Here is a 12,221-nt window from a genome sequence, read left to right on the forward strand (position 1 = left end):
CTAGTCCCCACCCAATGATGGAACGCTAGAACCGCCGGTTTATCGGAGGGTTAATCGGCGTGATTAATATCGCCTTCAGGTTGAGGGGGCGTCAGCCCCCTCCGAGCGCCACGGCCGTGTGATAGACGATGAACGAGGCGGTGTAGGCCAGCGTCACCATGTAGACGAACATCACCGTCGGCCAGACCCAGCTGTTGGTCTCGCGCTTCACGACCCCCAGCGTCGGGGCGCATTGCGGCGCAAAGATGTACCAGGCCAGGAACGACAGGCCGGTGGCCAGCGACCAGTGGTGCGAGAGAGTGGTGGCCAAGGCGCCGACATTGTTCTCGGCGTCGCCGACGGCGTAGACGGTGCCCAGGGTGGCGACGGCCACTTCGCGCGCGGCCATGCCGGGGATCAGGGCTATGGACATCTGCCAGTTGAACCCGATCGGGGCCAGCAGCGGCTGGATGAAGTTCCCGATGATGCCGGCGAAGCTGTAGTCGATGGCCGGCTGCGTCGCGCCTTCCGGCGGATAGGGGAAGGTCGACAGCACCCAGATCAGGATCATCATCGGCAGGATGATGCGGCCGGCGCGGTTGATGAAGATCTGGGCGCGGACCAGCAGGTTGCGCAGCACGCTCTTGGGCTCGGGCAGCTTGTAGGTCGGCAGCTCCATCAGGAACGGCTCGACCGTGCTGCGCCAGAAGAACCGGCGGGTGACGAACGAGACCAGCAGGGCGCTGACGATGCCGGTGGCGTAGAGGCCGAACATCACCAGCCCTTGCAGGCTGAACAGGCCCCAGACCTGGGTGTTGGGAATGAACGCCCCGATGATCAGGGTGTAGACCGGAATCCGCGCCGAGCAGGTCATCAGCGGGGCGACCAGGATGGTGGTGATCCGGTCCGGCTTGGAGTCGATCACCCGCGTCGACATGATCCCCGGGATCGCGCAGGCGAACGAGGACAGCAGCGGAATGAAGGCGCGCCCGTGCAGGCCCGCCCCGCCCATGATCTTGTCCATCAGGAACGCCGCCCGGGCCATGTAGCCCAGGTCTTCCAGCAGGATGATGAAGAAGAACAGGATCAGGATCTGCGGCAGGAAGACCAGCACGCTGCCGACCCCGGCGATCAGGCCGTCGGCCACCAGGCTCTGCAACAGCGGGTTGGGGATGTACTCGGCGACCGCCGCGCCCAGCCAGCCGAACAGCGCCTCGATGCCGTCCATGGCTGGTCCGGCCCAGGTGAACACGGCCTGGAACATCAGGAACAGCAGGCCGAACAGGATCGCCAGGCCGGCGACCGGGTGCAGCAGCACGGCGTCGATGCGGCCGGTCCAGGTGTCCGGATGCTCGGGCGGGCGGACATAGGTCCGCACGATGCGCTGGGCCTCGGCGTGGGCCTTGCGGATCTCGGCGGCGTTAGGCTCGCGCCAGACGTTCTCGCCGCCGAGATGGCCAGCGGCGACCAGGGCGTCGACTTCCTTCAGCAGGTCCTCGATGCCGCGCTTGCGGGTGGCGACGGTGGTGACGATCGGGGCGCCGATCTCGCGCGACAGACCTTCGAGGTCGATGCGCAGGCCCTGGCGCTGGGCGATGTCGTACATGTTGAGCGCCAGCACCATCGGACGCCCGACCTGCTTCAGCTCCATCGCCAGGCGCAGCACCAGGCGCAGATTGGTGGCGTCGGCGACGCAGACGACGATTTCGGGCGGGACTTCGCCGGCCAGGCGGCCGAGCACCGCATCGCGGGTCACGGCTTCGTCCGGGCTGCGCGCGCGCAGCGAGTAGGTGCCGGGCAGGTCCAGCACCATCAGCTGGCGGCCGGCGGGCGAGGTGACCACGCCTTCCTTCCGCTCGACGGTGACGCCAGCGTAGTTGGCGACCTTCTGGCGCGCGCCGGTCAGGGCGTTGAAGAGGGCGGTCTTGCCCGAGTTCGGATTACCCACCAGGGCGATGCGGGCCGGGGACAGGGTCTCGCTCATTGCGCGGGCTTGCCCAGCAGCACGTAGACGTCCTCGGCGTCGCGGCGACGCAGGGCCACGCGCATGTCGTCCAGGCGCACGGCGATCGGATCGCGGCCGATGGCGCCCTCGTGGATCACTTCGATGTGCGCGCCCTCGACGAAGCCGAACTCGAGCAGGCGACGCTGCAGTTCTTCGACGCCGACGCCATGCGCGGTCGAGCTGCTTTCGGCGCGGACTTCCAGAATGACACCCGCATCGCCGACGGACGCGTCGCTCAGGCGCACGACAGCGCCCTCCGTGGCGGCTCCAGCGGCCCCCGGCCGGGTCGAGATAGTGTTCATCCAGAAATCCCTACGCGCACTCTTGAGAATGATTATCATTTGGGCGCCGCCGCGTCGAGAGCTTAACCGAGACTGCGACGCCGTCGCATGACAAGCGCGGTCGCTGAGGCGACCTCTGGCGTTTGCGCGGGAGGCTTGATAAACGGATGCCCCTTCGCGGACACGCATGCGGGCGTGGTGAAACTGGTAGACGCGCCGGACTCAAAAGGCGATGTCTTCAGGAAAATGCTTTAAAATCAAACATTTATGCGGAATTTGGCATTTCACATGTCTTGCACATGTTGCCGCTTTTCGCGGCCTGATCGGCTCAAGGTCCGATAAGCGGGCGCAGAAGTCCGATAATCCGCCGCTGCGTCTCTCGTATCGGACTTTTCGACGCATAAGTGCTTGGCAGGAAACAGGCTGGCTTGAGCGAGCGCTTGCACAGTTTGTTGCACATGGCCGTTCGGCCGGGCGCCGAGCCGTAGGCTTACGCGCCCGGCCTCTCGATCGAGCCGCGGTAGACCTGTTCGTTCGTCGGAGGGCAGGTCGATGACGACGCGGACCCCATCGGCCGCGGCCGAGAGCCACACGATCATGGACGGGCGCGTGCACGTCTATCGGCGGCCCAACACCCGCTACTGGCAGTGCTCGGTGTTCCTGGGCGGCCGCAATCATCGCGTCACGACCCGGCAAGACAACATTGTGCTCGCGCTGGAGTTCGCACGGGACTGGTCGCTCGATCGGTTCGCTGAGGATCGCGTCCGACGGCGCGGCGGGCAGGTCGTGGAGGCTGCTGACGCGGCGCCTGCGCTTGCCGAACCCGATCGCCGGACCGCCCATGTGCGTCGGCGCGCTGGTGTTCGGACCTTCCGAGAGGCGGCCAGCGCCTTCGTTTCGGAATACGAGATCATGACGCTCGGCGAGCGGAACGCCGAGCACGTTGCCTCGAAGTCCAGGCACCTGGACCTCTACCTGCTTCCGTTCTTCGGCGATTGCGGCCTGGACGAGGTGACCGCCGGCCGCATCCAGGAATACAGGGTCCATCGCCTCAAGCCGCCAGCCGGCCCTGAGGGGCGCGCTCGCGCGCCCAAGGGCCGTAAGCGCGTCTTCAAGAGGCCGGCGCGCAGCACCCTGCACAAGGAACTGGTGACGCTTCGCCAGGTGCTGAAGAGCGCCAATCGAAAGGGCTGGATCTCGGCCCTGCCGGACATGTCGGCGCCCTACAAGGCCTCAGGCAAGGTCTCGCACCGCGCCTGGTTTTCGCCCGAGGAGTACAAACGTCTCTACGAGGCGACGCGCGAACGCGCCAGGAACCCGAAGAACGAGCGCTGGCGCGGCGAGTGCGAGCAATTCCACGACTACGTGCTTTTCATGGTCAACACCGGGCTGCGGCCCGATGAGGCCTGCCGCCTGGAGTTTCGCGACGTCCAGGTCGTGGTGGATGACAACACCGGCGAGCGCATCCTCGAGATCGAGGTGCGCGGCAAGCGCGGCGTCGGTTTCTGCAAGAGCATGCCGGGCGCGGTGCTGCCGTTCCAGCGGGTGAAGAAGCGCAAAGACGGCAAGCCGACCGACCTAGTGTTCGGGAAGGTGCAGCGCGAGCTACTGAACGCCGTCCTTCACGAGCTCGCCCTGAAGACCGATCGCGACGGCAATCCGCGCACGGCCTACAGTCTGCGCCACACCTACATCTGCCTGCGGCTGATGGAGGGCGCCGACATCTACCAGATCGCCAAGAACTGCCGGACGAGCGTGGAGATGATCGAGAAGTTCTACGCAACCCACATCAAGAACACCCTTGATGCAGCGGCGATCAATGTGCGGAAGAAACCCAAACCGCGGAAGGGACCTTCCGCGGCCAGGGCGCTGGCGAACGCCTAAGCGCCAGGATGCGAACGCGACGCTGACGATGTCTGACGTGTTTCGTCAGAGACGCCCAGAACGCCCGCGGGTGCTGACCAAGCTGGTGGGCTAGGCAAAAAAGCCATCCAGCAGGTGATGATCAAGCGGCGCGATCGCGTCGACGGGAGCGAGATACTGCTTCATGCCGTCGAAGACCCTGTCGAGATCCAGGAGGTCGGCATCGGTGTAGATCAGGGCGTAGACGCCGTGCTCTCGGAAGAAGGCCTTATGTTTCGCCATCTCGCGTTCAAAATTGCCTCGCGCGATATCGTTCACTTCTGCCTGTGTCAGGGCGGCGATGCCGGTGAGGCGTCCATGCGTCGACCATGGAGAGAGCTCAAACCCGACCTTGCGCATCGTGAACGGGTCTACGATGCAGAAGTCCAGGCGGTAGCGGTGCGCAGCTGCAGTGCCGCCATATCGGAACTCCGGGATCAAAAGCGGGACGCTCTCGGGCACGGCCGCCGCGCGAACGTATGCGACATAGCGCTCGGCAATCCCACGCTCGTGCGGCGAGCCCGAGGCGCGCACAAGGACGTTCTTGAAGAACGTGAGGTAGTCGTCGACTTGCCGAAACGTGATCCTATCCGGGTCGCCAGGCACGACCAGGCCGGTCCGCAGGACGTGGCCGATCGTCCAGTAGAGTTTCGGGAAGTGGCGGATCTCGCTTCGGTCGTTGCACCACTCCAACCGGTCTTCACGCCAAATCGGCGTGACCAACAGCCCGTAGTGGGCGCGGTTCTGACCGATCCAGACCTCCGATTCCTCAAGGGGCGGCCGCTTCCGGCTCAACTCAGCGAAATGCTTCAGATAGGAGCGCTTCAGGAACAACAGGAAGTAGGCTTGAGCCGCCTTCGAGGCCCGAAACTTCTCGAAGTTGCGGCGGTTCGCATCCGGGCGAGGCGCATCGACTGGCGACATCGCCCGCTTGAAGCCACGCATATAAAGCATGACGTACTGCTCGGGCGAAAGGATCACCTCGTGGTGGAGATCAATGAACTGAGCCGCCTTGCCACCGATTGTCGCGTTCAGGGAAGCCTGGGACGCGATCTCTGTCTCTTCGAGAACCTGAGGCAGCATCGCTGCCAGGTCAGCGTCCATCTTTCCGATCAGGTTTGCGCGCGCGCGAGTGGCAGCATCCATACCCAGCCGCCCCTTTGGTCAGGCCCCAAAGCCCTCAAGATTACCGCGATTCCCTTGGCGCTCACGGGCGGCCTGCTGCGCGAAGGTCGCCCCTGGTCCTCGTCGTTGAGGTCCGGGCCCGTAGCGCTCCGCCGTCGGCAGCCCAACCCTAAGGCCGAAGGTCGCCGTCAGATCGTAGGAGCGGACCGTGCCAGATGCTCATCGCGAATGCTGTCGAGGCCGCGCCGGCAGAATTGGCGTTAGGTGCGGCGCGATGGCGAGCCAGAGCGGGCCGCACTCGCGCGCCCACCAATCCTGCTGATGCCTGAGGCAGACCGGATGCCTGGCTCTTTGGACGCCCCGCCCATGATTCACGGGGTGGCGGGTGACGATCACCGGCGCCCAGCCGAACTGGTCACCGGTGATGTCGATGGTCAGCCCGTTCCACTCCAGCCAAGCGTGGGAGGCCTGCCATCCTCCGATGTCCTCGTTAGCGTCCTGGCTCACGTAGTCAGGCCTGATGCTAAGATGGTCGATTAGATAGCGTCCCAGGAGTTCAGTGGCGTGCCCACAGGCCCCGCGCGGAAAGGGGATGAATTTCTCCGCCCAGGGCTTTGGCCCTGCGGCGTCGATGGCGGCGCGAAAATTACGGACAGCTTGCTCAACCTCCGCGTCGGAAGGGACCTGCTGGGGAGCGGCGGCCATCAGCTCTCCGCGTCCTCGTCGCCCTCGGTTGCGACGGAGGCGGCGCCGCCGAGCGCCTGGTATCGCCGCTCCGAGAGCCACTGCATGCGTTTGGCCTGGGTCAGCAGCACACGCCGCAATCCCCCTTGGACCTCTCGCTCCGAGATCACCTGGGCCAGGCGCGAAATGATCAGGGCCCGGCGCGCCAGCCGAAAGTCGGGGTGCCGCCGAAGCTCGAAGACCCGATCGGACACCACGCGGGCGCGAAACGAGGGCGGCGCGGTCACCGTCACCGCGCCGACAGGCGGGTCCTTCTCGTTCAAGATCGCCTTGAAGCGTGAGCGTTCGACGGCCTCCTCGGTGATGAGCCGCTCGAGGGCGTTCAGCTTGGCCTTGGCCGCGGCGTCCTTCTTGTTCACGCCCTCGAGCTCGGGGAGCGGCCAGACCTCTATGTCAAGGACCTCGAAGGGATCCAAGACCGACATCGCCACCGCGTCGGTGCGCTGATTGGTCAGGTGCCGGCGGATGCGCACACGAACCCGCTCCCGGGTCTGGCCGACGTAGATCGGCTCCCCATCGTAGTCAAAGAAGGCGTAAACGCCCCACTGGTAGTCGCCAACCTTCATGGAACCTCCGCTCGGATCGGCGAAGGGCGAGTCGAGAAAGCGGGCTAGCTGGGTGCGAAGGTCGTCGGTTTCGAACGGCGGGACATTGGTCGCATCCGGATCCCGGGGAAAGAGCTCGCGGGGGTCAGACACGGCGCATCGCGGTCATGTCGGACGCGTGCTGCACGACGCCTGCGCGACGGATGGTCGTGCGGCGGAAGCGCTCTTCGTCAGAGCCGGATAGCTCGAAGTCGACGTAATGGACCTCCTCGTCGAGGCCGCCGAACGCGGCATGAAACGCCGCGAGCAGTTCGACGCCGTCGAGCGATTGGGCCGTCGCGAGGGGCTTCTCGTGCGTCGGGATGTCAGCGGGGAGAACGTAGAGACAGGGCGGCGGGGTCTCGAAGGGGCCAAGGCGCGTCAGTCGTGTGGCTTCCGGAAGGCTTTTGAGCTTCGGACAGGGGCGGCCGATCGTACCGCAAATCATGTCCCAGATGACGAGACCATCGACGCGCTGGTTGCGGGCGATCATCTCGGCGCCCAGACGCGTGTGCAGGCCCGACCAGGCGTTCCGCCGCGGATCTGCGCCGACATTGGTGCAGAGGCTCCAAGTGATGAACTCGTCGGCTTCGGGCGGTCGCTCGAAAATGGTCGTGTTGGCGCCGTCCAGGCAGCCCTTGAGGTCGATCACCGCGGTGCGTCCGCTCTTCAGTCGCACATAGTAGTCGTTGCGGGCGCCAGCCTTGGTCCGATCCCAGCCCTGGATATGGCCGCCGTCCTCCATGTGGTTGAGGACGTGCTGAACAAACTCCCGCTTCCCCCTCATGGTCGCCGAGAATTCGCCGCGCACCTTCTCGATGGCGCCGCGAAAAATGGGCGAGCGATAGAAGTCCTTCTCCCCCAGGCCATGGTCGCCCAGCAGGTGAGCCTGTGTCTTGAGGACCTCGGCGAACCGTTCGATCTCGGCTCGGAGCTGAGGGTCCTGCTCGCAGGGGATGACGTTCACGCTGCCCGCCGCGCCGTCTCGCCGAGCCCGAGCAAGGGCTCAAAAATGTGCTCGGCCAGGTGCCGCACAACATCGACCGCCACGCCGTCGCCTGTCAGATGATAGGCCTCGTTGTAGTTGCGCGGCAGTTTGTACTCGTCGGGCAACCCCATCAGCCGGGCGGTTTCACGTGCGGAGATCAGGCGGGTCCGAACCTTGGGGCCGTCGACGACGATGATGACCTGACGGCTGGAGCCGCCGGCCGGCGTACGGAGGCAGCCGGCGACGTCATCGAACCGGACCTCGGTGCGCTGCACCTTGGCACCCGCCTCATCCTGGCGCGTCCGGCGATAGATGCCGCCCACCATCCGGCGGCCGGCGCGCTTGGCGGCTTCGACCTTCGCCAGGTTGATCGGCGACATCATGCCCAGCACCTGCCGAGTTTCGGCCGGCGAGTGCCACTCGACGCTGGTCGGCGCCTCCTCGATGACGTCGGCGAAGGTGGAATTGCGCCGGGGAGGTGAGGGGATGTTCCACCACACCATCCTGCGTCGCGCCGTCTTGCTGACCCCCTCGATCGCCCGGCAGAGGCCTGGTGTATGGAAGGGCGCGATCGGCCCCGGCGACAGCAGCGCGTCGTCTACGACCACGTCCTCATGCACGCCGATGATGAAGAGCCGCGGGCGCGACTGTGGAACGAAGAGCGCGGCGTTGATGACCAGGGCGCCATAACGGTAGCCGGCGTCGGCGAATGTCTTGCAGATCGCTTCAAAGTCCCGGCCGCCATGCGACGTCAGCGTGCCACAGACATTCTCGAGCGCGATGATCTTCGGCGCGCGGCCATCCGCCATCAGCGACTTCATCACGTCCCAGAACGGGTAGAAGGTTCCCGAGCGCTCTCCCTTGAGGCCGGCGCCGCCGCCTGCCAGGGACAGGTCCTGGCAAGGGAAGGATCCCCAGGCGAGGTCGGCAACGCCGGGGAGATCGTCCAGAGCGACCTCCCGGACGTCGCCGATCTTAAGCTCGCCTGTACAGTCCCAATTGGCTTGGTAGGTCAGGCCTTTCTTGTGGTCGAAGTCGTTGGCGAACAGGCAGGTCCAACCTTGGCCAAGCCCCGCGCGCGCCATGCCGCCGCCGGCGAAGAACTCGTAGAACTTAGGCATGTGACCTAAGGCCCTCCGCGGCGTTGTCTTCCGCCGGCATCCTCGCCAGCTTTTCTTCGATGGCTTCGGTTATCCAGGTGTTGCGCGAGATCGCGCCAGGCCGCGCAGCGCGGGCGGCGTCGATCGCCTCGAAGGTATCAGCGCTGAGCCGCAGATTGATGCGATCGAGTGAGCGGACATTGGTGGGTTTCGAATCGGGAAGCATGGCGCCAGGGTGGCGCCACAACGGCGCCCCGTCGAGAAGAGTTTCCATTTTGTTCTTGGGGCCTAATCTTCAAACTGGGAGCCAATGGCGAGCCGCGCAATCAGCATTACGATCAAGCGTGAACTGAGCCTCGATGACCTTGCCGCGCCGCCTGACGCCGCGGAGATCGAGGCCGCGCATGAGGATCGCTACCTCGACGGCAACCAGGCCTTCGTAGACCTGGGCGGCATGAGCTGGGCCAACCTCTCCGAGACGCTTGAGATCGAACGCCGGATTCTAGACCGTCTGGAGCGCGCTCCGGATCTCGATGAGGAGGAAGAAGCGGTCATCGAGGAGCTGGATGCGGAGTTTGGGGCCGACGCGCTTTGGGGTCTCGACCCGGGCGTGGCTTCGGCCACGATCGCCCTGTCGGCGCTTGGGGCCACCCCAGTTGCAAGCTGCAATGGCGGGGTCCTGGGCGGCCAGCACAAGGAAGCCTATCCGCTTGTGGCCTTTTACATGCCCACCGGGATCGCGGCCCGCGTTCATGAGTTAGCGACGGCGGCGCAAGCCGGCCTGATCGTCGATGACTCGGGCAGGGCCCAAATCTACGGCGGATCCTATCGCGAACTGCTGCGATTTGCTGAACTGACGTTGGAAGTGGGCGGCCTCGAAGCCGTGTAGGCGCAGACCTTCTGGCCGCGATCCTATCGCGCATCCCAGCTCTTGCGCGATGACTTTCCCGATCCCCGACGGGGCGGTGATCGGGACAGCACCAGCCTACGGTTTCAGCCGACCTCGGTGACGAGGCCCGCGCCGACCGTCCGGCCCCCTTCGCGGATGGCGAAGCGGACGCCGGCTTCGATGCCCACGGGCTTCATCAGCTCGAAGGCGATCTCGGCGCGGTCGCCCGGCTGGACGCTCGCGTCGCCGGCGATCTGAATGACGCCGGTCACGTCGCTCACGCCGAAGAACAGCTGCGGGCTGACGAAACCGCCGGCGAGTCTCGTCGCTATGCGCGCTACCTGCCGTTTTGGGCGTAGCGCCTTTAAAGCGCTAAGCCGAATTCGCGAACGAAATTACGCCGAACCGTTGTTGCGTAAGGGATCGCCATTTAATCGCAAATCGAATTGCCCACCGAATTCGGCATAAAAGCGCTAACCGAATTCGGTTCGTGCGGCTCTTAAAACGCTCACCAAAACAGCCACATCGCATTTAATCCCAAAATGGCATCGGACTATGTCTCGCTGCCATGAACCTCGGTGCTTGGCGTCGCCTAGGCGATATTCCGGTTCATTTCTCCGATCGTTGCTGGGACGGGTCTCGACGAGCCGAGCCGACCAGCGAAGCTATCTAAGCTGTGGCGAACGTCCCGTGCCTGGACGTTGACGCACCAGGCGACGCTCGCCACATAGGCGTCGTCGCGCACGATCGACCGGCGCTTGTCTCGCCTGATCAACGGACCCGTCGGCGACACTCTGTGCGACCGCCCAGAACGTGCGGCAGCGGCCTCGGAAACCGCCAGGTCCCTTCCTGGGATGTCGCCGTTCTGGCTTTCCCCTGTCATGGGCGCTTCGCCCTCTGGCGTTCGGGGGGGAGGCTTGATAAATGGGTCGCCCTCACCCGCGGGCGTGGTGAAACTGGTAGACGCGCTGGATTCAAAATCCAGTTCCGCAAGGAGTGTCGGTTCGAGCCCGACCGCCCGCACCACCTTCTCATAAGCATTCAGAGCATCGTGATGCTCTATTGGTTAGGGGAAGGCCTTCCCCTGCGCCCGAGCCAAAGATGTCTCGGCCTGCCCCTTCGAGCGGGGGAGTCCCGCAACGCCCCAGAGAAGTTCGGAGAGCGGCCGGCGGTCGCGCTCGGTCCCGCAGCTACGCTGCTCCTACGGGCGCGCCGTTTCGCGCGGCTTTGGCCGCCGCGGGCCGCTCGACGGCGCGTCCCGCCGCGCATGCGCGGCTCCTTGCAGCCTCACATGGGGATTTTAGTGTCAAGGCAGTCCCGCGACGGCCCATGTTCCGCATAGAGGGATTGGATCAGCGGACAGCCGGGGTCCTGCCCAGCGTCGCAGGCCCGCACGGAGTCAGCCAGGACCCGCTCCATACGCCTAAGGTCGGCGATCCGCGCTCGGACATCCGTCAGGTGCGATGCGGCGAGGGTTCTCACCTCGGCGCAGGAGGCTTGCCCACCACCGGCCAAGCCCAGCAGGGCGCGAACCTCATCCAGCGTAAAGCCTAGCTCACGGGCTCGCCGGACGAAGCCCAGCCGGCCAACGTGTTCACCGTCATAGCTGCGGTAGCGGCCGCGTCGCGGTGGGGGCGGCATCAGGCCGATCCGCTCGTAGTAGCGGATCGTCTCGATGTTGCAGCCCGTGCGGCGTGAGAGTTCGCCGATCTGAATCGCCTGTTCAGCCATGGAGCGCAGCTTTCGATTAGGGCTTGAGTCTGTAGTCACTACAGATGGCATGATGGTTCCTGTTGGACCAGGAGACGATCCCATGACGGCGAGCAGCGGGATTCAAGCCCGACGAGATGGACAGGGTCGGACGCCCGCCGAGACGGCTCTGAGCTGGACGGCGGTCGCCGCCGGGGCCGGCGCAGTCTTCGCCTGGGCTGCATGTTGCGTCCTGCCGATGTCGCTCGCGCTGGCGGGGCTAGGCCTGGGGGGCATGAGCCTGATCGCGGAGCAGCGCAGTTGGATCACCTTCGCCGCGTTGGCGGTGATCGGCGTGGGCTGGACCCTTACCTGGCGGCGGGCTCGGCGGTGCCGGGTCGACAGCGCCTGCGCTGCGCCGTCGCGGCTCGGGATCGGCCTGCTCGGCGCGGCCACCGTGCTGGTGCTCCTCGCCTTGATCTGGCAGCCAATCATCGAGCCCTGGGCTCTGACGCTGATCAGGAGCGCCCGGTGATGGACGCCGTGCAGATCCTGGCGCGCTCCACGCTCACCTGTCCGCACTGCGGCCATAAGGCGACAGAGACCATGCCGACCGATGCCTGCCAATATTTCTACGACTGCCAGGGCTGCGGCGCCGTCCTCAAGCCCAAGGCAGGCGACTGCTGCGTCTACTGTTCCTACGGCGACGTGCCATGTCCGCCGATCCAGGAGGACGGCGGCAAGGCATGCTGTGGCTGACAGGCGCCGCGGCGCTAGTTTGGCATCGACATTTGGAATCCAAGTCCAAGCCCGGTCCACGACCTGGCCGCTACCGCGCCAGATCAACCTCACATTCGGTCGCCACGTCACCGCGGCTGCACCCATATCCCGCATTCGCAGGTGTCGGGCTCAGAGGACGAGACCATTCTTCATTC

The 12,221-nt window shown here is 65.3% G+C and carries 14 protein-coding genes and 1 tRNA gene; 5 read left to right on the plus strand and 10 right to left on the minus strand.

The window, feature by feature from the left end; genetic code table 11:
* Positions 1-91: 91 nt before the first annotated feature.
* Positions 92-1,963, minus strand: coding sequence for a ferrous iron transporter B (gene feoB, locus AC1Q87_RS16865; RefSeq protein ID WP_492610072.1), 1,872 nt, complete (start codon positions 1,961-1,963; stop codon positions 92-94).
* Positions 1,960-2,286: a FeoA family protein gene (locus AC1Q87_RS16870; RefSeq protein WP_492610073.1), complete on the minus strand. Its 327-nt coding sequence runs from the start codon at positions 2,284-2,286 to the stop codon at positions 1,960-1,962. Before AC1Q87_RS16870 ends, feoB begins: the two co-directional genes overlap by 4 nt.
* A 531-nt stretch (positions 2,287-2,817) precedes the next feature.
* On the opposite strand from AC1Q87_RS16870, the gene AC1Q87_RS16875 reads away from it, so the two are divergent.
* Entirely contained in the window at positions 2,818-4,149 is a 1,332-nt protein-coding gene (locus AC1Q87_RS16875) for a tyrosine-type recombinase/integrase (RefSeq protein WP_221220936.1), read from the plus strand.
* A gap of 90 nt (positions 4,150-4,239) precedes the next feature.
* Here AC1Q87_RS16875 and AC1Q87_RS16880 read toward each other — a convergent pair whose 3' ends face one another.
* The 6 genes from AC1Q87_RS16880 to AC1Q87_RS16905 all read right to left on the minus strand — a co-directional run bounded on the left by AC1Q87_RS16880 (position 4,240) and on the right by AC1Q87_RS16905 (position 8,982).
* Positions 4,240-5,313 carry a topoisomerase II gene (locus AC1Q87_RS16880; RefSeq protein WP_492610074.1) on the minus strand — a complete coding sequence of 358 codons (1,074 nt, stop codon included), beginning with the start codon at positions 5,311-5,313 and terminating at the stop codon, positions 4,240-4,242.
* Between the two features lie 198 nt (positions 5,314-5,511).
* Entirely contained in the window at positions 5,512-5,997 is a 486-nt protein-coding gene (locus tag AC1Q87_RS16885; RefSeq protein WP_183772268.1) for a hypothetical protein, read from the minus strand.
* The gene (locus AC1Q87_RS16890) at positions 5,997-6,602 is read right to left on the minus strand and encodes a GIY-YIG nuclease family protein (RefSeq protein ID WP_246370604.1); all 606 of its coding nucleotides are present in this window, start codon (positions 6,600-6,602) and stop codon (positions 5,997-5,999) included. Before AC1Q87_RS16890 ends, AC1Q87_RS16885 begins: the two co-directional genes overlap by 1 nt.
* Before the next feature lie 124 nt (positions 6,603-6,726).
* Positions 6,727-7,587 (minus strand): hypothetical protein, encoded by an 861-nt coding sequence (locus tag AC1Q87_RS16895; RefSeq protein WP_183772272.1) that lies wholly within the window; start codon positions 7,585-7,587, stop codon positions 6,727-6,729.
* Positions 7,584-8,729 (minus strand): DNA cytosine methyltransferase, encoded by a 1,146-nt coding sequence (locus AC1Q87_RS16900; RefSeq protein WP_183772274.1) that lies wholly within the window; start codon positions 8,727-8,729, stop codon positions 7,584-7,586. Before AC1Q87_RS16900 ends, AC1Q87_RS16895 begins: the two co-directional genes overlap by 4 nt.
* Positions 8,722-8,982 carry a hypothetical protein gene (locus AC1Q87_RS16905; RefSeq protein WP_246370606.1) on the minus strand — a complete coding sequence of 87 codons (261 nt, stop codon included), beginning with the start codon at positions 8,980-8,982 and terminating at the stop codon, positions 8,722-8,724. The genes AC1Q87_RS16900 and AC1Q87_RS16905 overlap by 8 nt, the downstream gene beginning before the upstream one ends.
* 36 nt (positions 8,983-9,018) lie before the next feature.
* Between AC1Q87_RS16905 and AC1Q87_RS16910 the strand changes: the two genes are divergently transcribed.
* On the plus strand, positions 9,019-9,597 hold the full coding sequence (locus AC1Q87_RS16910) for a hypothetical protein (protein WP_312165947.1): 579 nt from the start codon (positions 9,019-9,021) through the stop codon (positions 9,595-9,597).
* Between the two features lie 104 nt (positions 9,598-9,701).
* On the opposite strand, the gene AC1Q87_RS16915 is transcribed toward AC1Q87_RS16910, so the two are convergent.
* Complete coding sequence (locus tag AC1Q87_RS16915; protein WP_183772504.1) at positions 9,702-9,980, minus strand: EF-Tu C-terminal domain-related protein; 279 nt, start codon at positions 9,978-9,980, stop codon at positions 9,702-9,704.
* A gap of 558 nt (positions 9,981-10,538) precedes the next feature.
* Here AC1Q87_RS16915 and AC1Q87_RS16920 point away from each other — a divergent pair.
* Positions 10,539-10,623: transfer RNA gene (locus AC1Q87_RS16920), tRNA-Leu, on the plus strand.
* A 261-nt stretch (positions 10,624-10,884) separates the two neighbouring features.
* Here AC1Q87_RS16920 and AC1Q87_RS16925 read toward each other — a convergent pair.
* Complete coding sequence (locus tag AC1Q87_RS16925) at positions 10,885-11,328, minus strand: MerR family transcriptional regulator (protein ID WP_183772278.1); 444 nt, start codon at positions 11,326-11,328, stop codon at positions 10,885-10,887.
* Positions 11,329-11,410: 82 nt separating this feature from the next.
* Here AC1Q87_RS16925 and AC1Q87_RS16930 point away from each other — a divergent pair, with 82 nt between their 5' ends.
* Together AC1Q87_RS16930 and AC1Q87_RS16935 are read left to right on the plus strand one after the other, a co-directional pair.
* Positions 11,411-11,821, plus strand: coding sequence for an MFS transporter permease (locus tag AC1Q87_RS16930; RefSeq protein ID WP_183772280.1), 411 nt, complete (start codon positions 11,411-11,413; stop codon positions 11,819-11,821).
* Positions 11,821-12,045: a GDCCVxC domain-containing (seleno)protein gene (locus AC1Q87_RS16935; protein ID WP_183772282.1), complete on the plus strand. Its 225-nt coding sequence runs from the start codon at positions 11,821-11,823 to the stop codon at positions 12,043-12,045. Before AC1Q87_RS16930 ends, AC1Q87_RS16935 begins: the two co-directional genes overlap by 1 nt.
* The last annotated feature ends 176 nt before the right edge of the window (positions 12,046-12,221 follow it).

This window comes from Phenylobacterium sp. GW823-FHT02A09, from assembly GCF_058797775.1.

Excerpts from the sequence above, each read along its gene's own strand:
- feoB (WP_492610072.1), bottom strand. The coding sequence starts at position 1,963 with ATGAGCGAGACCCTGTCCCCGGCCCGCATCGCCCTGGTGGGTAATCCG.
- AC1Q87_RS16870 (WP_492610073.1), bottom strand. The coding sequence starts at position 2,286 with ATGAACACTATCTCGACCCGGCCGGGGGCCGCTGGAGCCGCCACGGAG.
- AC1Q87_RS16875 (WP_221220936.1), top strand. The coding sequence starts at position 2,818 with ATGACGACGCGGACCCCATCGGCCGCGGCCGAGAGCCACACGATCATG.
- AC1Q87_RS16880 (WP_492610074.1), bottom strand. The coding sequence starts at position 5,313 with ATGGATGCTGCCACTCGCGCGCGCGCAAACCTGATCGGAAAGATGGAC.
- AC1Q87_RS16885 (WP_183772268.1), bottom strand. The coding sequence starts at position 5,997 with ATGGCCGCCGCTCCCCAGCAGGTCCCTTCCGACGCGGAGGTTGAGCAA.
- AC1Q87_RS16890 (WP_246370604.1), bottom strand. The coding sequence starts at position 6,602 with ATGAAGGTTGGCGACTACCAGTGGGGCGTTTACGCCTTCTTTGACTAC.
- AC1Q87_RS16900 (WP_183772274.1), bottom strand. The coding sequence starts at position 8,729 with ATGCCTAAGTTCTACGAGTTCTTCGCCGGCGGCGGCATGGCGCGCGCG.
- AC1Q87_RS16905 (WP_246370606.1), bottom strand. The coding sequence starts at position 8,982 with ATGGAAACTCTTCTCGACGGGGCGCCGTTGTGGCGCCACCCTGGCGCC.
- AC1Q87_RS16910 (WP_312165947.1), top strand. The coding sequence starts at position 9,019 with ATGGCGAGCCGCGCAATCAGCATTACGATCAAGCGTGAACTGAGCCTC.
- AC1Q87_RS16925 (WP_183772278.1), bottom strand. The coding sequence starts at position 11,328 with ATGGCTGAACAGGCGATTCAGATCGGCGAACTCTCACGCCGCACGGGC.
- AC1Q87_RS16930 (WP_183772280.1), top strand. The coding sequence starts at position 11,411 with ATGACGGCGAGCAGCGGGATTCAAGCCCGACGAGATGGACAGGGTCGG.
- AC1Q87_RS16935 (WP_183772282.1), top strand. The coding sequence starts at position 11,821 with ATGGACGCCGTGCAGATCCTGGCGCGCTCCACGCTCACCTGTCCGCAC.